Below are 21,015 nucleotides of genomic sequence, written 5' to 3'. Positions count from 1 at the left end.
GCGGAACCGAGCCCCGGCCTCCTCACGAAACCCCCGATCACCCCGCCCCACGCACCGCCAGCACCCGCCGCAGATCATCCAGCTGATCCGCCAGCACCCGACCCAACGCCGGAATCACCTCCCGCGACCGCAACAACTCCTCACCCAGCCGCAACACCTCGTCACCCGCCACCGCATGCGGAAACGCCGCCAACCCCGTCACCCGCGCGATCTCCGCACCCCGCCGCTCCGACACCGCCACCGCCGCATCGAAGAACCCCGGCGCATACGGCTCCAGCAACTCCACCTGCTCCGGCTCCGGCTGCCAGAACCCCTCCGCCGTCGCCCGGAACAACCGGTTCGACAACGCATCCCCACCACCGAACAACGCCTCCCAGGCAGCCGCCTTCGCCCCCGCCTCCGGCAACGCCGCCCGGCACCACGCCGCCCCCTGCTCACCCGACGCACTCCGGTCCTCAGCCAGCGCCGCCGCGATCTCCCGCTCACCCACCGCACCCAGCACCGACAACCGCTGCAGCAACAACCACCTCAACTCCGCATCCAGCTCCGGACCACCCGGAACCGAACCCGCCGACCGCCACCCCAGCAACTCCGCCACATCCGACGAACTCCGCAGCAGACACCGCACCGCCGTCAACCGCACCCCCGGCTCCCCACCGGCCTCCGTCCGCTCCAACAGCGCACGACACACACCCACCAGCAGCTCCAACGCCCCCGCACGCTCCCGCCCCACCAGGAAACGATCCGCCACCGCCCCCCGCGAGAACGCCAGCACCGCCTGCACCACCGACTCGTCCGCCTCCAGCGGCAGATGCGCCCGCACCGCCTCCAGATACACCTCCGGAGCCAGCTGACCGTCCCGCACCATGTCCCGCGCCGCGTTCCACACCACCGCACGCGACAACCCCTCCGGCAACCCCGACAACGACGTCCGCACCGCCTCCCACGAACCCTCGTCCAGCCGCACCTTCGCGTACGACAAGTCGCCGTCGTTCAGCAACAGCAGATCCGGCCGAGGCCCCTCACCCGACACCGAGAACCCCACACCGTCCCCCGACACATCACGCTCCACACGCTCCCGCAGCACCAGCCGCGCACGGTCACCCGCCACACGGTCGTACAACCCCACCGCCAACCGGTGCGGCCGCATCCCCACATGCCCCACCTCCGCCCGCCACCCGCCGGCCCCCTCCGACACCACCGGCGTCAACGTGTCCACACCCGTCGTCCGCAGCCACGCATCCGCCCACGCATGCACATCCCGGTCCGCCGACGCCCGCGCCATCGAATCCACGAAATCCGCCAGCGTCGCGTTCCCGAACCGATGCCGCGCGAAGTGCTCGTTCACCCCCGCCAGAAACGCCTTCTCACCCAGCCACGCCACCAGCTGCCGCAGCGCACTCGCGCCCTTCGCATAACTGATCCCGTCGAAGTTCAGCAACGCCGTCGCCGTGTCCGGCACCGACTCCGGCTCCGGCGCCACCGGATGCGTCGACCCCCGCTGATCCGCGTCGTACCCCCAGCCCTTCCGCGCCGCACCGAAATCCGTCCACACCTCCCGGTACCGCGTCGCATCCGCCAGCACCTGATACCCCATGTAGTCCGCGAACGACTCGTTCAGCCAGACGTCGTCCCACCACCGCAACGTCACCAGATCCCCGAACCACATGTGCGCCATCTCGTGCGCCACCGTCACCGCACGATCCTGCACCTCCGTCTCCGTCGCCGCAGCACGGAAGATCTTCTCGTCCCGGAACGTCACCAGACCCGGGTTCTCCATCGCCCCCGCATTGAACTCCGGCACGAACGCCTGGTCATAGGAGTCGAACGGATACGGCTCCTCGAAGATCTCGTGATACCGGTCGAAGCACCGCCGCGTGACCTCCAGCAACTCCTCCGCATCCCGCTCCAGGAACTCCGCCAGCGAAGCCCGCACATGCAACCCGAACGGCAACCCCGCATGCTCCGTCCGCACCGAGTGGTACGGACCCGCCACCACCGCCACCAGATACGTCGAAATCCGCGGCGTCACCGCACACACCCAGCGACCCTCACCGACCCGCTCGGCCACCCCGTTCCCCAGCACCGTCCACTCCGGCGGTGCCGACACCGACACCGCGAACGTCGCCTTCAGATCCGGCTGGTCGAAACACCCGAACACACGCGGCGCATCATCCAGGAAGCACTGCGAATACAGATACGTCAGCCCGTCCGCCGGATCCGTGAACCGGTGCATGCCCTCACCCGTCCGCGAATACGGCATCTCCGCCTCCACCCGCAGCTCGTGCTCACCCGCACCCAGCTCCAGCGGAAACCGGCCCTCCGACAACAGCCCCGCATCCAGCTCCACACCGTCCAGCACCACCCGCCGCAACACCACCGGCCGCACGTCCAGAAACGTCCGGCCCCCCGATCTCGCCGCGAACCGCACCGTCGACGTGGACCCGAAACTCTCCTCCCCACCCGTCACATCAAGATCGATCACGTACTCGTGGACGTCCAGGAACCCGGCTCGCTGCTGCGCCTCGTCGCGCGTCAAAGGGGACATGCGCCCATGCTGCCGCACGCACCGTCCCCACCGCACGGACCTTTCGACCAGGTCAGTACTTCGGCCCGACGTGCGCGTCCATCAACGCCACGGACGCCCTGCGGGCGATCGACACGTTGAACGGGTCGTGGCCGCGGGCCAGTACCGTCCGCTCCACGCCGACGCTCCGCAACGTGTCGGTGAAGATGCGCCTGATGTCGTCGGACTTGTTGGTGACGAAGTACCGGGGGTACTCGTACCGCTTCCTCTGCCCGCCGACCATGCGCGTCGTCCAGTTCGTGACGCGGCACCCGTCGGAGTGGATCAGCCCCCGGATCAGCTCCCAGGGATGCGCGTCCACGATCTCCTGCTGCCACGGCTCCAGGGCTATCCGCCGGTCGTGCTTCTTGCCCGGCCCGTGCTGGCGAAAGAGGCACGGCCAGTGATTGCTGTAGGCGCCGACCGATGTGTGACCGGTGAGTCGCACTCGCTGAACGCCGTTTGGGGGGCGGAGCGCCTTGACCGCCCGAGCGCATTCGTCGATGAGTCCGGGCCAAGAGTCCGCGCACGCGATGCGAAGAGAGAAGGTTCGACCCAGGCGGCTCGCCCAGGAGGTATGCGCAGCTGTCGGATTTCTCGGGGTGTGCCCGCTTTCCTGAGCATCTCGGGCAGGCGGCATTGCGGCCGAGGGCTGGCTCGGGCGGTGTCAGTGCCCCATCCCGTGTGGCGGTGTCGTCGTACATGTGAGCCAGCGTGAGGAGCGGCTGGTGACTGCGTCGGCGAGCCCGTCATCGCTTACTCGATCGAGTGAGCCGCGATTGAGTTCCGGTGACCTTGGAATTGAAGGAAAGTGCCCCGGGTCGGATTCGAACCGACGCTGAATGGGTTTTGAATCCATGGCCTCTACCGCTGGGCTACCGGGGCCTCCTTCAAATGCAAGGGGGGCAACCACCCTTGTGTCACCACCTTACAGGACACCGATAGGGTCGGAGGTCCCACCGTGCGGAAACGAGGAGCCCAGTGAGCACCGCGGACGCCCCCGAGCCCACCGAACCCGCCGACGCCGAAGCGGCGAGCGCCCACGTGCCGCCGGAGACGACGCGTGTCGTCATCGCGGAGGACGAGGCGCTGATCCGGATGGATCTCAAGGAGATGCTGGAGGAGGAGGGGTACTCCGTCGTCGGCGAGGCCGGCGACGGGCAGTCGGCGATCGATCTGGCCCGCGAGCACCGTCCGGACCTGTGCATCCTGGATGTGAAGATGCCGGTGCTGGACGGCATCTCCGCCGCGGAGCGGATCGCGGAGGAGGCGATCGCGCCGGTGCTGATGCTGACGGCGTTCTCGCAGCGGGAGCTGGTGGAGCGGGCGCGGGACGCGGGTGCGATGGCGTACCTGGTGAAGCCGTTCAGCAAGAGCGACATCGTGCCGGCGATCGAGATGGCGGTGTCGCGGTTCACGGAGTTGCGGGTGCTGTCGCAGGAGGTCGTGGACCTGGAGCAGCGGCTGGAGACGCGGAAGCTGGTGGACCGGGCGAAGAGTGTGCTGCAGACGCAGTACGGGTTGTCGGAGCCGGCGGCGTTCCGGTGGGTTCAGAAGACGTCGATGGACCGGCGGCTCTCGATGCGGCAGGTGGCGGAGGCCGTGATCGAGGACGCGGAGGAGAAGAAGCGGCAGCAGTAGGCGTCGGGTTTCCGGTACGGCGAAGGCGCCCGCCCCCTTTCCGGGGGTGGGCGCCTTCGCCGTGTGCGGGGGTTCAGTCTTCGCCGAGGTAGGCCTTGCGGACGGATTCGTCGTGCATGAGTTCCTGTCCGGTGCCGGAGAGGACGATGGAGCCGACCTCCATGACGTGGCCCTGGTCGGCGAGGGAGAGCGCGGCCTGGGCGTTCTGTTCGACGAGCAGGATGGTGGTGCCGGAGTTCTTGAGTTCGTTGATGGTCTCCATGATCTTCTGCATCATGATCGGGGAGAGGCCCATGGAGGGTTCGTCGAGCATGAGCAGTTTGGGCCGGGACATGAGGGCGCGGCCCATGGCGAGCATCTGCTGTTCGCCGCCGGAGAGTGTTCCGGAGGCTTGTTTGCGGCGTTCGCCGAGGATGGGGAAGCGGTCGTAGACGCGCTGGACGTCTTTTTCGACGCCGGCTGCGTCGCGTCGCAGGAAGGCGCCCAGTTGGAGGTTCTCGGCGATGGTGAGGCGCGGGAAGAGGCGGCGGCCTTCGGGGGAGTGGGCGATGCCTTTGGCGACGATCTTGTGTGCGCTGACGCCGTCGAGGGCTTCGCCGTCGAACATGATCTTGCCGCTTGCGGGCTTGAGGAGGCCGGAGAGGGTGCGCAGGGTGGTGGTCTTGCCGGCACCGTTGGTGCCGATGAGGGTGACGACCTGGCCTGCTTCGACCGTGAACGAGATGCCCTTGACGGCTTCGATCTTGCCGTAGGCGACGCGGAGGTCTTCGACTTCGAGGAGTGCGGTCACTTCTTCTCACCCTCTTCTCCGGCGCGGGTGGTTCCGGCCTGGTCGGCGGCTGACCTTTCGGTGCCTCCGCCGGGGCCGGTGTCGTCGTCCGTGCCGGTGGTGCTGTCGGTGCCGCCGGTCTCGTCGGTGCCGCCGGTCGTGTCGGCGTCGGGGGCCGGGGCGGGGGTGTCCGTGTCGTGGTGGGCTTCGGCGGCGGCGACCTCCTGGGCCTCCGCCTCGCCGGGTTCGCCTTCGAAGGGGGTGCCGAGGTAGGCGGCGACGACGCGGTCGTCGCTCTGGACGACCTCGGGGGTGCCTTCGACGATCTTCTCGCCCTGGACGAGTACGGCGACGCGGTCGCACAGGTTGAAGATGAACCGCATGTCGTGCTCGATGACGAGTACGGCGATGCCCTGGTCGCGGACGGCGAAGACCAGTTCCTGGGTGGCCTGGGTCTCCTGCGGGTTCATGCCGGCGGTGGGCTCGTCGAGGAGCAGGAGGCCGGGTTCGGAGGCGAGTGCGCGGGCGATCTCGAGCTTGCGCTGTTCGCCGTAGGGGAGGTTGCGTGCGAGGTGGTCGCGTTTGGCGGCGAGGCCGGTGAACTCGAGGAGTTCCATGGCGCGGGCCTCGGAGTCGCTTTCGGCCTTGCGGAAGCCGGGTCCGCGCAGGAGGGCGGACCAGAGGCCTTCCTTGGTGCGGGTGTGGCGGCCGACGAGGACGTTCTCCAGGACGGTCATGTTGGCGAAGAGCCGGATGTTCTGGAAGGTGCGGGCGACGCCGGCCTTGGTGACGAGGTGCGACTTGGGGGGCAGCACCTTGCCCTTGTAGGAGACCGTTCCCTCGGTGGGGACGTAGAGCCCGGTGAGGCAGTTGAAGAAGGTGGTCTTGCCGGCGCCGTTGGGGCCGATCAGGCCGACGATCTCGCCGCTGTCGACGGTGAGTTCGACGTCGCGGACGGCGGTGAGTCCGCCGAAGCGCATGGTGACGCCGGAGGCGTGGAGCACGTTGCCGCCGGTGCCGGGTGCGGCGGGCGGGGGCGCGGTCTTCGTGGTGGTGGTCATGGGTGTCACGCCTCCGCCTTGCTGAGGCCGGTCTGTTTCGGGATGTCGAGCTGGCCCGTTTCGTGGAACTCGAGCTTCTTGCGCCGGTCGGCGACGAGGCCTTCGGGGCGGAAGCGCATGAGCAGGATGAGGGCCAGGCCGAACAGCAGGAGCTGGTATTCGGCCATGAACTCGAGCTTCTCGGGGATGAGGTAGAGCAGTGCGGCGCCGATGAGGGGGCCGCTGACGGTTCCCATGCCGCCGAGGATGACGGCGGCGAGGAGGAAGGCCGAGTTGGGTGGGACGGCTTCGACGAATTTGTACTGCGTGGGGCTGACGGTGTAGGTCACGTGCGCCTGGACGGTGCCGGCCATGCCGGCGAGTGCGGCGCCGAGCGCGAAGGCGACCAGCTTGGTGCGGAAGGTGTTGATGCCCATGGCCTGTGCCGCGGTCTCGTCCTCGCGGATGGCGACCCAGGCGCGGCCGATGCGTGAGTTGTCGGAGCGCTTGAAGACCATCACGACGATGGCCGTGAAGAGGAGCATCAGCAGGTAGTAGTTGGCGAAGCGGCCGATTTCGAAGCCGAGGAAGGTGTGTTCTTCGCCGAGGTTGAAGCCGAAGATGACGAGGTCGGGGATGTCGGGGATGCCGGAGGGCCCGTTGGTGATGTCGGGTCCGGAGGTGCCGTCGAGGTTCTGCATGCCGATGCGGAAGATCTCGCCGAAGCCGAGGGTGACGATGGCGAGGTAGTCGCCGCGGAGTCGCAGGGTGGGGGCGCCGATGAGGACGCCGAAGACCAGCGAGGCGCTGATGCCGGTGAGGACGGCGAGCCAGAACGGGAAGTGGATGTCGAAGGGCGAGAAGGGGGTGCCGGAGACGAGGGCCGCGGCGTAGGCGCCGACGCCGAGGAAGGCGACGTAGCCGAGGTCGAGGAGTCCGGCGAGTCCGACGACGATGTTCAGGCCCAGCGCGACGGTGGCGAAGATGAGGATGTAGGCGCCGAGGCTGGCGTAGGCCTCGCTGGACTGGGTCAGGGGGAAGGCGACGGCGGCGATGAAGGCCGCGGCGACGGTGATGTTGCGGTGTTTCGCGGTGACGGCCGCGAGCCGGCGGTTGAGTCCGGCGCGGGCGATGGCGGCGATGGCTGCTGCGCTGAGCAGCAGGAAGCCGATGAAGAGTTCGCCGTACGGGGTGGCGATGCCGTAGGAGAAGACCCAGAGGCCGATGGCGACGGCCGCGCTGATGATGAGGATCTCCACCCAGGGGGGCAGTGCCTTGGCCGCTGCGGGCACGGGTGCCTTGAGGCTGTGGAGGAACCGGTGCAGCGCGGTGGTGGGCGGGTTGTGCGGGTCGTGCGGGGTGTCGGCGGGGAGGCCGAGGGCGCCGATGAGGGTGATGAGGGAGGCCGCTGCGGCGATGATGCCGCCGGGCTCGAGGTTGACGAGGCCGCCGAGGGTCACGGCGACGGCGCCGGCGGCGTACCAGGTGACGGCGAAGGTACCGAGGGCGAGCAGCAGCACGGGGCTGTTGCTGCCGCCGGGGGTGAGCCAGCGCAGTGCCTTGACGCCGAGTCCGGAGAGGAGGAAGGCGAGGGTGAGGAGTGCGCCGGTGAGGGTGAGGACCTGGAGGCCGCCGGGGTAGCCGTAGACGGTGAGGTTGCCGGGGAAGGCCTGGGTCCAGGTCCAGGCGAGGAAGGTGCTGGCGAGGGTGACTGTGGCGCCGGCGGCGGTGAGGATCCGCGCGGGGGCCGCTCCCAGGGGGAGGGCGCCGGGGGTGGGGGCGCCGGTGCCCGCGTTGTCGGGCACGGGTGTGGTTGTGGTGGTGGTCGTCATGGTTATCACGCCCGATCCGCGACGCGTTCGCCGAGCAGGCCCTGGGGGCGGAGGAGGAGGACGAGGATGAGCAGGACGAAGGCCCATACGTCCTTCCAGCCGCTGCCGAAGGAGGACATGCCGGGGAGGAGTTCGATGTATGCGGTGGCCAGGGCTTCGGCGACGCCGAGGACGAGACCGCCGATCATGGCGCCGTAGATGTTGCCGATGCCTCCGAGGACGGCTGCGGTGAAGGCCTTGAGGCCGGCGATGAAGCCCATCTTGAAGTTGACTTCGCCGTACTTGAGGCCGTGGGCGATGGCGGCGATGGCGGCGAACGCGGAGCCGATGGCGAAGGCGGTGACGATGATGCGGTCGGTGTTGATGCCCATCAGCTTGGCGGTGTCGGGGTCCTGCGAGGTGGCCTGCATGGCGCGGCCGCTGCGGGTCTTGGACACGAAGAAGCCGAGGGCGATCATGCTGACGGGGGCGGCGATGAGGATGTAGACGTCGGCGCCGCCGAAGCTGACGCCGCTGATGTCGAAGCCGCCTCCGGAGAACTGGGGGAAGGAGCGCGACTTGTGGCCGTCGGGGTAGAAGGCCCAGACCAGCTGCTGAAGGGCGATGGAGAGGCCGATGGCGGTGATGAGGTAGGAGAGCCGTGGGCCGCCGCGGAGGGGCCGGTAGGCGAGCCGCTCTGCTCCGACGCCGACGATGACGGAGAACGCCATGGCGAGGAGGAGCATGAGGGGGAGTGCGATCAGCAGGCTGGTGCCTTCGGGTAGCCAGAGCCAGGCGGTGAGGGCGCCGAAGCCGCCGATCATGAATATCTCGCCGTGGGCGAAGTTGAGCAGCTGGATGATGCCGTAGACCATCGTGTAACCGACTGCGATGAGTCCGTACAGCCCGCCGAGTAGCAGGCCGTTGGCGAGTTGCTGCGGCAGATCGTTCACCGCGGAGCCTCCGGAGGGGATGGGAGTTCAGACGGCTTCGCGGGGGCGCCGAGACGCCCCCGCGGAGCCTGTGGGTGGTGGGTTACGGGCCCGTGGGCCTGTGGTGTGCCGGGGCTCAGCCCTCGAACGTGCCGGTCTTGGCGGGCACGTGCTTCCCGTCCTTCACCTCGTAGATGGACAGCTGGCGGTTGGTGTTGTCGCCGAACTCGTCGAAGCCGACGGCGCCGGTGACGCCGTCGAAGGTGGTGTTCTGCATGGCCTCGGTGACCTGGGCGCGTGCGTCGTCGATCTCGTCGGGGAGCTGGCCGTCGTTCTTCTCGGCGGCTTCCTTCACGGCGAGGATGACGGCCCAGGTGCTGTCGTAGGCGTAGCCGCCGTAGGGGCCGTAGGTCTGCTCGTAGCCGGCCTTCTTGTAGTTGTCGATGAAGGCCTTGGCGGTGTCGAGCGTCTCGAGGGGCGCGCCCACGGAGCTGGCGAGGTCGCCTTCGGCGTTCTTGCCGGCGATCTTGACGTATTCCTCGCTGAAGAGGGCGTCGCCGCCGACGACGGGGATGTCGGCGCCGGCGCGCTTGATCTGGTCGGCGAGGGGGGCGCCGGCGGGGTACTCGCCGCCGTAGTAGACGAAGTCGGCCTTGGAGTTGGAGACCTTCGTGGCGATGGCCGTGAAGTCCTTGTCCTCCGGGTTGACGTGGTCGGTGCCGACGACCTTGCCGCCGATCTCCTTGAAGTGGTCGGCGAAGGTGCCGGCGAGGCCGGCGCCGTAGGTCTTCTTGTCGTCGATGACGTAGACGTTCTTCAGGTCCTGGTCTTCGTACATGTACTCGGCCATGTACGGGCCCTGGATGGCGTCGGTGGTGGAGGTGCGGAAGTAGGTGTCGTGGGGGCGCTGCTTGTCGCCCTTCTGCCAGTCCACGCCCTGGGTGAGGGCGGGGTTGGTGTTGGCGGGGGACACCTGGACCATGTCGGCCTTGGCGAAGACGGGGGCCATGGACTGGCCGACGTCGGAGTTGAGCGGGCCGATGGCGCCGATCATGTCGGTGTTGCCGACGAACTCGGTGGCGTTCTGCTGGCCCTGCGTGGTCTGGGCGACGTCGTCTTTGGACACGAGCTTGAAGGTGACGCCGTCGACGGTGTTCTCCTTGTTCGCGGTCTTGACCGCGAGTTCGGCGGAGTTCTTGATGCCGATGCCGATGGCGGAGAGGTTGCCGGTGAGCGGGGCGTCGAGGCCGATCTGGACGACGCGTTCGCCGCCCTTGTCGCCGCCGTTGGAGTCGTCGCGGGAGCCGCATGCGGTCAGCACGAGGGCTCCGGTGGTGACGGCGGTGGTGAGCATGATGAGGGATCGCTGGCGCACGATCAGTCCTTTCCCCTGGCGCGGCGCACTCAGGTGAGTGGCCGTGTAGCGCGCCGGGCCGTACTGGGGGGTGGTACTGGATCCGTGCTCTGACAGTTCGCGCCCGGCGGCGCGGTGACTGGCGGTGACTCTAAGGGGAGGGCTGGCGGCGGGGGAGAGGTGTCGAGAAGGATGTGACTTTCTTGTTATGACGCGCGTCATGACGGACGTCATTGTCGCGCGAGATAGATGCCCTGCGCACGGAAGGTACGCCCGGCGGACGGCGAAGGTGCAGTTCCCTCGCGTGTCGCGCGGGTGCGGGGCGAGGGGGAGTCCGCATTCCGTACACGCCCGGCGCGGGAGGGGGCCGGGTGTGGCACACGTCACTCCGTCCGGCGGTTCTCTCGGCGGGTGAGGTGACGCTGTGTGAGTGCGGGGGCGGTATCCGGGGCGAGCGTGAGGATCCGCCCGCAGGGGCACGTACCGGGATGTTCCGCCCGCGGAGAGGGGCGGCGCCGGTCCGGGGCCCGGACGCGGGTGCTGTGGGGCGGGGATCGGGCGGGTGACGCTGGGTCACCCGCCCCCTCACCTGCCGTCGGCGGCCGGTCCGGCGTCGCGGAGCAGGCAGGTGAGGCGGGCGCTGCACACCCGCTTGCCGCTCTCCTCGGTGATGACGACCTCGTAGGTGGCGGTGGAGCGGCCTCGGTGCACCGGGGTGGCGGTGCCGGTGACGATGCCGGAGCGGACGCCGCGGTGGTGGGTGCAGTTGAGGTCGACGCCGACGGCGATCTTCGTCGGGCCGCCGTGCAGCATGGCGCCGACGGAGCCGAGGGTCTCGGCGAGGACGGCGGAGGCGCCGCCGTGCAGCAGCCCGTACGGCTGGGTGTTGCCCTCGACGGGGAGGGTGCCGACGACCCTGTCGGGGGCGGCCTCGACGACGGTGACGCCCATGCGGTCGCCGAGGTGGCCTGCGGAGAACAGCGACGGGAGGTCGACGCCGACGCCGGTCCACTGTTCGAGGATCTCCGGCGGGAACTTCGTCGCGGTCTGCTCGCCCATGCTCAACGGCTCCGATCAGCTGCGCCGGCCGCCGCGGGCCGGCCGTGGGGTGTCCGCCTCGTTCCTATCATCGGCCCCGGACCGTCCGGCGGCGGGGGTGACCGTGACCACCACGGACTTGCTGGCCGGGGTGTTGCTCACGTCGGCGGTGGCGTCCAGCGGCACCAGCACGTTGGTCTCGGGGTAGTAGGCGGCGGCGCAGCCGCGGGCGGTGGGGTAGTGGACGACCCGGAAGCCGGGCGCGGTGCGGCGGACGCCGTCGCGCCATTCGCTGGTGAGGTCGGCGTAGGCGCCGTCGGGCAGGCCGCGTTCGGCGGCGTCGTCGGGGTGCAGGAAGACGACGCGGCGGCCGCCGGTGATGCCGCGGTAGCGGTCGTCGAGGCCGTAGACGGTGGTGTTGTACTGGTCGTGCGAGCGCAGGGTCTGGAGCAGCAGCCGCCCTTCGGGCACGTGCGGGTACTCCACCGGCGCGGAGGTGAAGGTGGCCCGGCCGGTGGCGGTGGGGAAGCGGCGTTCGTCCCGCGGGGCGTGGGGGAGGGTGAAACCGCCGGGGCGGGCGGCGCGGGCGTCGAAGTCCTCGAAGCCGGGCACGACGCGGGCGATGCGGTCCCGGATGCGGGCGTAGTCCCGCTCGAACTCCTCCCAGGGTGTGGCCGATCCGTCGCCCAGTACACGGCGGGCGAGGCGGCAGACGATGGCCGGTTCGGACAGCAGGGCGGGGTCGGCGGGGTCGAGGCGGCCGCGTGAGGCGTGCACCTTCCCCATGGAGTCCTCGACGGTGACGAACTGGTCGCCGCCGGCCTGGGTGTCGCGTTCGGTGCGGCCCAGGGTCGGCAGGATGAGGGCGCGGGCTCCGGTGACGCAGTGGGAGCGGTTGAGCTTGGTCGACACGTGCACGGTGAGGCGGGCGCGGCGCATGGCGTCCTCGGTGACGGCGGTGTCGGGGCTCGCGGCGACGAAGTTGCCGCCCATGGCGAGGAAGACCTTGGCGTTCCCGTCGCGCAGGGCGCGGATCGCGCGCACCACGTCGTAGCCGTGCCGGCGGGGCGGTGCGAAGCCGAACTCGGCCTCCAGCGCGTCGAGGAAGGCGGGCGCCGGGCGTTCGAAGATGCCCATCGTGCGGTCGCCCTGCACATTGCTGTGGCCGCGGACGGGGCAGACGCCGGAGCCGGGGCGGCCCACGTCGCCGCGGAGCAGGAGCAGGTTGACGATCTCGCGGATGGTGGGCACCGCGTGCTTGTGCTGGGTGAGGCCCATGGCCCAGCACACCACGGTGCGGCGGGAGGCCAGCACCATGCGGCCGGCCCGTTCGATCTCCTCGCGGGTGAGGCCGGTGGCCCGCAGCGTCTCGTCCCAGGAGGCGGCGCGGGCGGTGGCCGCGTACGCGTCGAAGCCATGGGTGTGCTCGGCGATGAACGCGTCGTCGGTCGCCCCGGCTTCGAGGACCAGGCGGGCCAGGGCGCGGAAGAGGGCCTGGTCGCCGCCGATGCGGATCTGGAGGAAGAGGTCGGTCAGCCGGGTGCCCCGCCCGGCGAGGCCGCGGGCGGTCTGCGGGTTGCGGAAACGGGCCAGGCCCGCCTCGGGCAGCGGGTTGACGGTGAGGATCCGCGCCCCGGCCCGCTTGGCCTCCTCCAGTGCGGACAGCATGCGCGGGTGGTTGGTGCCCGGGTTCTGCCCGGCGACGATGATCAGCTCGGCCTTGTGCAGGTCCTCCAGGTGCACGCTGCCCTTGCCGACGCCGAGGGTCTCGGTGAGGGCGGAGCCGGACGACTCGTGGCACATGTTGGAGCAGTCGGGCAGGTTGTTGGTGCCGAACTCGCGGGCGAAGAGCTGGTAGAGGAACGCGGCCTCGTTGCTGGTGCGGCCGGAGGTGTAGAACACGGCCTCGTCGGGGGAGTCCAGGGCGCGCAGTTCGCCCGCGACGATGTCGAACGCGCGGTCCCAGGACACCGGCTCGTACCTGTCGGCGCCCTCGGGAAGGTACATCGGGGTGGTCAGCCGGCCCTGCTGGCCGAGCCAGTAACCGGAGCGGCCGGCGAGGTCGTCGAGGGGATGCCGGGCGAAGAAGTCGGGGGTGACGCGGCGGAGCGTGGCCTCTTCGGCGACGGCCTTGGCGCCGTTCTCGCAGAACTCCGCGCGATGGGTGCGCTCCGGCTCGGGCCAGGCGCAGCCGGGGCAGTCGAAGCCGTCGGGCTGGTTGACGCGGAGCAGGGTGAGCGCGGTGCGCCGCACGCCCATCTGCTCCGTGGCGTGCCGCAGCGAGTGGCCCACGGCGGGCAGGCCGGCGGCGGCGCGCTGCGGGCCGTCGGCCTGCGGGGCGTCCTGTACCGGGTCCTCGGCGGGCGGTTCTCGCGTCATGTAACGATCGTCGCATGCCGGTGCGACAGCGCCCCGGCGATGGGCCCCGGCACGTCCGGACGGCGTTGTCGGCGGGGCGTGGGAGTATCGGGTGCGTGGCCAAGACAGCACCTGAAGACACCGCACCGCGCCTGCTCCTCATGGACGGGCACTCGCTCGCCTACCGCGCGTTCTTCGCGCTGCCCGCGGAGAATTTCTCCACCACCACGGGTCAGCAGACGAACGCGATCTACGGCTTCACCTCCATGCTGGCGAACACCCTGCGTGACGAGGCGCCGACGCATTTCGCGGTGGCGTTCGACGTGTCGCGGAAGACGTGGCGGTCGGAGGAGTACGCGGAGTACAAGGCGAACCGCTCCAAGACGCCGGACGAGTTCCGCGGCCAGGTGGAGCTGCTCGGGGAGCTGCTGGACGCGATGCGGGTCAAGCGGTTCGCCGTCGAGGGTTTCGAGGCGGACGACGTGATCGCCACGCTGGCCACGCGTGCGGCGGCGGACGGCTTCACGGTGTCGATCGTCACCGGCGACCGGGACTGCCTCCAGCTCGTCACCGACGACGTGACCGTCCTCTACCCCACGAAGGGCGTCTCCGAGCTCACCCGCTTCACGCCGGCGAAGGTGCAGGAGAAGTACGGCCTGTCGCCGAGCCAGTACCCGGACTTCGCCGCGCTGCGCGGCGACCCCTCGGACAACCTGCCCGGCATCCCGGGGGTGGGCGAGAAGACGGCCGCGAAGTGGATCAACCAGTTCGGCTCGTTCGCCGAGCTGGTGGAGCGTGCCGAGGAGGTCAAGGGCAAGGCCGGCCAGAACCTCCGCGACCACCTGGAGTCGGTGAAGCTGAACCGGCGGCTGACGGAGCTGGAGCGGGAGGTGGAGCTGGACGAGGGCCCCGCCGGCCTCGTGCGGCAGCCCTACGACACCGAAGCCCTGCAGGTCGTGCTGGACGCGCTGGAGTTCCGCCACCCCAACTTCCGGGAGCGGCTGTTCGCCGTCGACCCGGGAGCAGTGGAGGAGGAGGTCGAACCGGCCGAGGGCATCACCGTCGACGGCACCGTCCTCGGGGACGGCGAGCTGGCCGGGTGGCTTGCGGAGCACGGCTCCGGCGGGCCGCTGGGCATGGCCGTCGTCGCGGCGTGGAAGCAGGGCACCGGCAGCGTGAGCGAGGTCGCCCTGGCGACGGCGGAGGGCCCGGCCGCCTGGTTCGACCCCGCGCAGCTCGACGAGGCCGACGAGAAGGCGTTCGCCGCCTGGATCGCCGACGCGGAACGCCCCAAGGTCCTGCACGACGCGAAGTCCGCGATGCGCGTGTTCGCCGACCACGGCTGGCGGATCGCCGGCGTCCGGGTCGACACCGCGCTCGCCGCCTACCTGGTCACCCCCGGCCGCCGCTCGTTCGCCCTGGACGGCCTGTCGGTGGAGTACCTGGGCCGGGAGCTGGCTCCGGCGGCCGCCGAGGGCGGCGGGCAGCTCGCCTTCGGCACCGACGAGCAGGCCGAGGCCGACGCCCTGATGAGCAAGGCCCGCACCGTCCTCGATCTCGGCGAGGCGCTCGGGCGCCGGCTGGAGGAGGTCGGCGCCGCGGAGCTGATGCGGGACCTGGAGCTGCCCACCTCCGAACTGCTGGCCCGGATGGAACGTGCCGGGATCTGCGCCGACCGCGACTGGCTGTCGCAGATGGAGCGGCAGTTCGCCGACGCGGTGGAGCAGGCCGTGGCCGCCGCGCACGCCTCGGTGGGACACGAGTTCAACCTCGGTTCCCCCAAGCAGCTCCAGGAGGTTCTCTTCGGCGAGCTGGGCCTGCCCAAGACGAAGAAGACCAAGACCGGCTGGACCACCGACGCCGACGCGCTGGCCTGGCTCGCCGGGCAGACCGAGCACGAGCTGCCGGTGCAGATGCTGCGCTACCGCGAGCAGCAGAAGCTGCGCAGCACCGTCGAGGGTCTGATCAAGACGGTCTCCGCTGACGGCCGTATCCACACCACCTACAACCAGACGGTCGCCGCGACCGGGCGGCTGTCCTCCACGGACCCCAACCTCCAGAACATCCCGGTCCGCACGGACGAGGGCCGCGCGATCCGCCGGGGCTTCCGCGTCGGCGACGGGTACGCCTCGCTGCTCACCGCCGACTACAGCCAGATCGAACTGCGCGTGATGGCGCACCTCTCCGAGGACGCGGGACTGATCGAGGCGTTCACCGGCGGCGAGGACCTGCACGACACGGTCGCCTCGCACGTCTTCGCCGTCCCCACCGGTCAGGTCGACCCCGAGATGCGCCGCAAGATCAAGGCGATGAGCTACGGCCTGGCGTACGGCCTGTCCGCGTTCGGCCTGTCGCAGCAGCTCGGGATCGCCCCCGACGAGGCCCGCAGGCTGATGGACGACTACTTCGAACGGTTCGGCGGCGTGCGCGACTACCTGCGCCGCACCGTCGACGAGGCCCGCGCCACGGGCTACACCGAGACCATCATGGGCCGCCGCCGCTACCTGCCCGACCTCACCAGCGACAACCGGCAGCGCCGGGAGATGGCCGAACGCATGGCCCTCAACGCGCCCATCCAGGGCACCGCCGCCGACATCGTGAAGGTCGCCATGCTGCGCGTCGACGAGGCGCTGCGCGCGGAGCGCCTGTCCTCCCGGATGCTGCTCCAGGTGCACGACGAGATCGTCCTCGAAGTGGCACCGGGGGAGCGGGAGGTGTGCGAGGAGCTGGTGCGCCGGGAGATGACCGGCGCGGTCTCGCTGCGCGCCCCGCTCGCGGTGTCCGTCGGGTCCGGCGCCGACTGGGAGTCCGCGGCGCACTGAGGCGCCACGGGACGGCGGGGGCCGTAGCGGCGGACGGGCCCGGTTTCGATGCCGGGGCCCGCTGACGCGGACAGCGGAATGCCGTAGGGTCACGTGTCGATGTGGTCACCTGTCGACGTGAGTCGCCGGGGGAGAGGGGTGTCCTGAGCATGGGGCGATACCGGGGCAGGCACGCAGCCGCCAAGCAGACCGACTTCGGCTCCGCGCGTCTCCGCAGGGGGGTGAGCAGCGCGGCGATCGCGGCTGCGGCCATGGCCGCGCTCACCGCCTCCCAGGCGCCCGGCATCGGACTCGCGCAGGGCGGCGGCACCGAGGGCGACGTCCCCTCCGGCTCGGCACCCGACGTCGGCCCCGGCGACGACTCGTACCACACGGAGTTGCCGCCGCTCGCCACTCCCGCGCCGCCCGAGGAGGGCGGCGAGGTCGGCCCGGACCAGTCCGGCATCCCCGCGACGGTGCTCGCCGCGTACAAGAAGGCCGAGCGCGCGATATCCGGCTCCGACCCCGCCTGCAACCTGCCGTGGCAACTCCTCGCGGCGATAGGCAAGGTGGAATCCGGTCAGGCCCGCGGTGGCGCGGTCGACGAGGCCGGCACCACCTTCGACCCCATCCTCGGCCCCCAGCTCAACGGCGAGGGCTTCGCGGAGATCCGCGACACCGACAACGGCGTCCACGACGGCGACGCGGCCTACGACCGGGCCGTCGGCCCCATGCAGTTCATCCCCTCCACGTGGGCGAAGTGGCGCGCGGACGGCAACGGCGACGGCCGCTTTGACCCCAACAACATCTACGATGCGGCGCTGGCCGCGGGCGGTTACCTCTGCGCCGGCGAACGGGACCTCGCCGTCAAGGCCGACCTGGACCGGGCGATCCTCAGCTACAACGACTCGAGCGCCTACCTGCGCACGGTCCTGTCCTGGCTGGAGTTCTACCGCGACGGCGTCCACGAGGTGCCCGACGGCGCCGGCCCGCTGCCCACGTCGCCCGGCGCGGGCGGCGACGACGGCCCGTCCTCGGGCGGCTCCGGGACGGGCAAGCCGTCCCCCGACCCCTCCGGGGGATCGGAGTCCCCGGACCCGGACCCGAGCGACGACCCCTCGGACGACCCCTCCGAACCGGGCGAGCCCACGGACCCGGGCGAGCCGTCGGATCCGACGGACCCGACGGATCCGACGGAACCTGCCGAGGACGTGCCGGCCGCGCTGGAGCGCGTCGGCGCGGCGGAGGTCACGGTCACCGCAGGCGGACAGCACACCGGTGGATACCCGGTGCGCGTCACGGCCGAGGACGGCGACCCCGTCGCCCAGGCCCGGGTGCGCTACGAGATCGTCGGCGACACCGCGGCCCGCTTCCCGCGCGGCGCCCGGATCATCGAGGTGCGGACGGACGAGGAGGGCGCCGCGGCCGCGCCCGCCCTCCTGGCCGGCGACCGCCCCGGGACGTTCACGGTCGTCGCGACGGTGGTCGGCCACGGCGACGTGCGCGCCGCCGAGTTCACCACGACCGTCGCGCCCGCGCCCGAACCCGAGGCGGACACGCTGCAGCGCGTCGGCGAGGGCGGCCCGGTGCAGGCCCCGGCGGGTGCGGTCTGCCCGGCCGTGCAGCTCCAGGCCACGTACGAGGGCGAAGCCGCCGCCGGGGTGGCCGTCACCGCGACGGTGCTCGACGCCGCCGGCAAGCCCCTCCCGGCCGGCACCGGCCCGTACTTCGCCAGTGAGGGCGAGGCCGAGCTGCACACGCTCGAGGTGCGTACCGACGCGGAGGGACGGGTCACGCTGCCCGACCTGCACGCCGGGGAGCAGCCCGCCGACTACCGCCTGCGGCTCACCACTCCCGGCGGCGGCTCCCTGGTGGTCACCGTCAAGGTGACCGCCGCACCGTCCACCCCGACGCCGACGCCGACGCCGACGCCGACACCCACGCCGACGCCGTCCCCCTCGTCCTCCACGCCGTAGCGGCGTGCCCCGCCCTCCGCGTGACGTCGCGGGGAGGGCGGGGACGGCGTCGACCGTGCCGCCGCGCTCCCGTCAGGGGTCAGCGGCGGGGGTTGACGCGACGGGTGGGCAGGGCGGAGAGGGGGTCCTCGGGCCAGGCGTGCCGCGGGTAGCGCCCCCGCAGCTCCGCCCGCACCGCCCGGTATCCCTCGCGCCAGAATCCCGCCAGGTCACCCGTGACGGCGGCCGGCCGCCCCGCTGGCGACAGCAGGTGCACCAGCAGCGGCACCCGCCCGTCCGCGATGCGCGGCGTCTCCTGCCAGCCGAAGAGTTCCTGGAGCTTCACCGCCAGCACCGGCTGCTCCGCCGCGTAGTCGACCCGTACCCGGGACCCGGAGGGGACCTCCACCCGTTCGGGGGCGAGTGTGTCGAGGCGCGCGGCCTCCCCTCCTGCCCACGGCAGCAGCCCGCGCAGCACCTCTCCCGCGTCGGTGCGGGCCAGGCCGGCGCGGTTCGCCACCGCGCCGAGCCATTCGTCGGCGCGTGCGAGCAGCGCGCGTTCGGACACCTCGGGCCACGGGGCGCCCAGTTCGCGGTGCAGGAAGGCCAGCCGTTCGCGGAGGGCGCGGGAGTCCCGCGTCCACCGCAGCAGGCCGGTGCCTTCGCGGCGCAGACCGTCCAGCACGGCGGCCCGCAGCGCCTGCGGGTCGGGTCGCTCCAGCGGGCGGACGGAGAGTTCGAGGGCGCCGAGCCGTTCGGTCCGCGCCGCCACCACGTCGCCGCGGTCGGGGTCCCAGCGGACCTCCTCGCTCTCCTGCCGCAGCGCGGCCGCCGCCTCGCGCGCCGTCGCCTCGTCGACGGCGGCCGCCAGCCGGACCCGGGCCGCCGGCGAGCCGACGGGCCGGTCGGCCACGGCGACCGCGAGCCAGCCGGCGCCGCGCAGCGGTGAGCCGTCCGCGCATTCCGCGCGGGTGCCGCCCGCCATCAGCCAGCTGCGTCCGCCGCGCGCCGCCGCCACGCGCTCGGGGTGCGCGAGCGCCGCGATCAGACCGGCCGCCTGCCGTGGGTCGACCGGACCGCTCTGCTCCCCGTCCGCATCCGGGCCTGCGTCCCGCCCGTCCGCGCCGTCCGCCGCTCGCAGTGCGGCACGCAGGCGCCGCACCTCCGCCGCCCAGCGTGCGCCGTACGCGTCGCGCCCCCGGCGGGCCGTGCGCAGCGCGTCCGCGAGGTCGTCGCCGTAGTCGCGCGGCGGCTCCTCGCTGAGGAGCGCCACCGCCTCGGCCGCCGCCCGGGCCCCGACCCGCGGGGCGCCGTCGAGCAGGGCCCGCGCCAGCCGCGGGTGCACTCCCATCCGGGCCATGCGCGCGCCGCGTTCGGTGATCCGGCCGTCCGCGCCGGCAGCGCCGACGGCGCGCAGCGTCTCGCGGGCCGCCGCCATCGCCCCGGCGGGCGGCGCGTCGGGCAGCGCCAGGCCGGCGGCGTCCGGCTCTCCCCAGGCGGCGGCGTGCAGTGCGAAGGCCGTCAGGTCGGCGAGGGCGATCTCCGGCGAGGGCCATTTCGGGCGACCCGCGTCCTCGGCGGGCGCCCAGCAGCGGTACACGACGCCGGGCGCCTCGCGGCCCGCCCGGCCCTGCCGCTGAGCGGACGCCGCCCGCGAGACCCGCACGGTCGTGAGAGCGCCCAGGCCGCGTGCGTGGTCCGTGCGCGGCTCGCGGGCCAGCCCGGAGTCGACGACGCTCCGCACGCCCGGCACGGTCAGGCTGGACTCCGCGACCGACGTGGCGAGGATGACGCGCCGCTCCGCGGCGCCGCCGGTACCGCCGTCCGCGCCGCCCCCGCGCAGCACCGCGTCCTGCACCGAGGCCGGTGCCCGCCCGTGCAGCTGCAGCACCTCGGCCCCGCAGCCCTCCAGCAGCCCGGCGACGCGGCCGATCTCCCCGACACCGGGGAGGAAGCACAGCACGTCGCCCGCCTCGACCTCGGTCAGCGCCCGCCGCACGGTGGCCGCGACGTGCCGCAGCAGGGCCGGATCGACCCAGGTGCCGTGCGACGGCCGGACGGCGGCGGGCGGCGGGGCGTGCCGCGCCTCGACGGGGAAGGCGCGGCCGGCGCCCCGCACCACGGGCGCGGCCGGCGCCTCGTCGTGGGTGGCGAGCAGCCGCGCCCAGGCGTCGCTGTCCTGCGTCGCGGAGGCGGCCACGATCCGCAGCCCGGGCCGCAGCGCGGCCCGCACGTCGAGCAGGAGGGCCAGCGCGGTGTCGGCGTCCAGGTGCCGTTCGTGGCACTCGTCGAGCAGCACGACGTCCACCCCGCCGAGTTCCTGGTCGCGTTGGAGGCGTTGCAGGAGCACTCCGGTGGTGACGACCTCCACCCGGGTACGGCGCCCGGCGCGTCGGTCCCCGCGCACGGTGTACCCGACGGTGCCGCCCGGCTCCTCGCCGAGCAGCCACGCCATCCGGCGGGCCGCGGACCGGGCGGCCAGCCGGCGCGGTTCGGCGACCAGCACCCGCCGGGCGGGCGGGTGCACGCCGGCGGGTCCGAGGAGCCCCGCGAGGTGCACTGGCACGAGCGTGGTCTTGCCGGTGCCGGGGGGTGCGCAGAGCACCGCCGTGCCGTGGCCGTCCAGCGCGTCGGTCAGGGCGGGCAGGCTGTCCCGCACGGGAAGGCGGTCGAGGACGTCGGTACGCAGCACGTGCCCCAGTCTCCCAGCGCTCTCCCGGTCCTCCGCGCAGCGCCCTTGCCGCCCCGGT

Annotated in this window: 12 protein-coding genes, 1 tRNA gene and 1 pseudogene; 3 read left to right on the top strand and 11 right to left on the bottom strand. The window is 71.9% G+C overall.

What is annotated here, in order from left to right; translation table 11 throughout:
- Positions 1-37: 37 nt before the first annotated feature.
- From pepN to K304_RS0102670, 3 genes and pseudogenes are all read right to left on the bottom strand, one after another.
- Complete coding sequence (gene pepN / locus K304_RS0102680) at positions 38-2,548, bottom strand: aminopeptidase N (RefSeq protein WP_027762477.1); 2,511 nt, start codon at positions 2,546-2,548, stop codon at positions 38-40.
- Positions 2,549-2,600: 52 nt separating this feature from the next.
- A pseudogene (locus K304_RS26975) lies at positions 2,601-3,270 on the bottom strand (hypothetical protein).
- Positions 3,271-3,378: 108 nt separating this feature from the next.
- Positions 3,379-3,451, bottom strand: a tRNA-Leu gene (locus K304_RS0102670).
- Between the two features lie 96 nt (positions 3,452-3,547).
- Here K304_RS0102670 and K304_RS0102665 point away from each other — a divergent pair.
- The gene (locus tag K304_RS0102665) at positions 3,548-4,207 is read left to right on the top strand and encodes a response regulator (protein ID WP_027762476.1); all 660 of its coding nucleotides are present in this window, start codon (positions 3,548-3,550) and stop codon (positions 4,205-4,207) included.
- Positions 4,208-4,280: 73 nt separating this feature from the next.
- Here the strand turns inward: K304_RS0102665 and K304_RS0102660 are convergent, their stop codons facing one another.
- The 7 genes from K304_RS0102660 to K304_RS26965 form a co-directional block, all read right to left on the bottom strand.
- The gene (locus K304_RS0102660; protein WP_027762475.1) at positions 4,281-4,997 is read right to left on the bottom strand and encodes an ABC transporter ATP-binding protein; all 717 of its coding nucleotides are present in this window, start codon (positions 4,995-4,997) and stop codon (positions 4,281-4,283) included.
- A complete protein-coding gene (locus tag K304_RS26970) occupies positions 4,994-6,037 on the bottom strand; it encodes an ABC transporter ATP-binding protein (RefSeq protein WP_078528360.1) in 1,044 nt (347 codons plus the stop codon). Before K304_RS26970 ends, K304_RS0102660 begins: the two co-directional genes overlap by 4 nt.
- Before the next feature lie 5 nt (positions 6,038-6,042).
- Entirely contained in the window at positions 6,043-7,848 is a 1,806-nt protein-coding gene (locus tag K304_RS0102650; RefSeq protein WP_051307756.1) for a branched-chain amino acid ABC transporter permease, read from the bottom strand.
- Between the two features lie 5 nt (positions 7,849-7,853).
- Positions 7,854-8,780, bottom strand: coding sequence for a branched-chain amino acid ABC transporter permease (locus K304_RS0102645; protein WP_027762473.1), 927 nt, complete (start codon positions 8,778-8,780; stop codon positions 7,854-7,856).
- A gap of 115 nt (positions 8,781-8,895) precedes the next feature.
- On the bottom strand, positions 8,896-10,134 hold the full coding sequence (locus K304_RS0102640) for a branched-chain amino acid ABC transporter substrate-binding protein (protein WP_027762472.1): 1,239 nt from the start codon (positions 10,132-10,134) through the stop codon (positions 8,896-8,898).
- Positions 10,135-10,698: 564 nt separating this feature from the next.
- Positions 10,699-11,172 (bottom strand): PaaI family thioesterase, encoded by a 474-nt coding sequence (locus tag K304_RS0102635; RefSeq protein ID WP_027762471.1) that lies wholly within the window; start codon positions 11,170-11,172, stop codon positions 10,699-10,701.
- A gap of 15 nt (positions 11,173-11,187) precedes the next feature.
- Positions 11,188-13,530, bottom strand: coding sequence for an FdhF/YdeP family oxidoreductase (locus K304_RS26965; RefSeq protein WP_078528357.1), 2,343 nt, complete (start codon positions 13,528-13,530; stop codon positions 11,188-11,190).
- Positions 13,531-13,670: 140 nt separating this feature from the next.
- Here K304_RS26965 and polA point away from each other — a divergent pair, with 140 nt between their 5' ends.
- Both polA and K304_RS26960 read left to right on the top strand, forming a co-directional pair.
- On the top strand, positions 13,671-16,331 hold the full coding sequence (polA, locus tag K304_RS0102625) for a DNA polymerase I (RefSeq protein ID WP_486591560.1): 2,661 nt from the start codon (positions 13,671-13,673) through the stop codon (positions 16,329-16,331).
- Between the two features lie 149 nt (positions 16,332-16,480).
- A complete protein-coding gene (locus K304_RS26960; protein ID WP_051307752.1) occupies positions 16,481-18,286 on the top strand; it encodes a lytic transglycosylase domain-containing protein in 1,806 nt (601 codons plus the stop codon).
- A gap of 79 nt (positions 18,287-18,365) precedes the next feature.
- On the opposite strand, the gene hrpB is transcribed toward K304_RS26960, so the two are convergent.
- A complete protein-coding gene (gene hrpB / locus K304_RS0102615) occupies positions 18,366-20,957 on the bottom strand; it encodes an ATP-dependent helicase HrpB (RefSeq protein ID WP_027762469.1) in 2,592 nt (863 codons plus the stop codon).
- Positions 20,958-21,015 lie beyond the last annotated feature (58 nt).

The sequence above is a fragment of the Streptomyces sp. CNS606 genome, assembly GCF_000426325.1.
This window is presented reverse-complemented; position numbering and strand designations above follow the sequence as displayed.

Coding starts and splice junctions, on each gene's coding strand:
- K304_RS26970 (WP_078528360.1), bottom strand. CDS start 6,037: ATGACCACCACCACGAAGACCGCGCCCCCGCCCGCCGCACCCGGCACC.
- pepN (WP_027762477.1), bottom strand. CDS start 2,548: ATGTCCCCTTTGACGCGCGACGAGGCGCAGCAGCGAGCCGGGTTCCTG.
- K304_RS0102650 (WP_051307756.1), bottom strand. CDS start 7,848: ATGACGACCACCACCACAACCACACCCGTGCCCGACAACGCGGGCACC.
- K304_RS26965 (WP_078528357.1), bottom strand. CDS start 13,530: ATGACGCGAGAACCGCCCGCCGAGGACCCGGTACAGGACGCCCCGCAG.
- K304_RS26960 (WP_051307752.1), top strand. CDS start 16,481: ATGGGGCGATACCGGGGCAGGCACGCAGCCGCCAAGCAGACCGACTTC.
- polA (WP_486591560.1), top strand. CDS start 13,671: ATGGACGGGCACTCGCTCGCCTACCGCGCGTTCTTCGCGCTGCCCGCG.
- K304_RS0102635 (WP_027762471.1), bottom strand. CDS start 11,172: ATGGGCGAGCAGACCGCGACGAAGTTCCCGCCGGAGATCCTCGAACAG.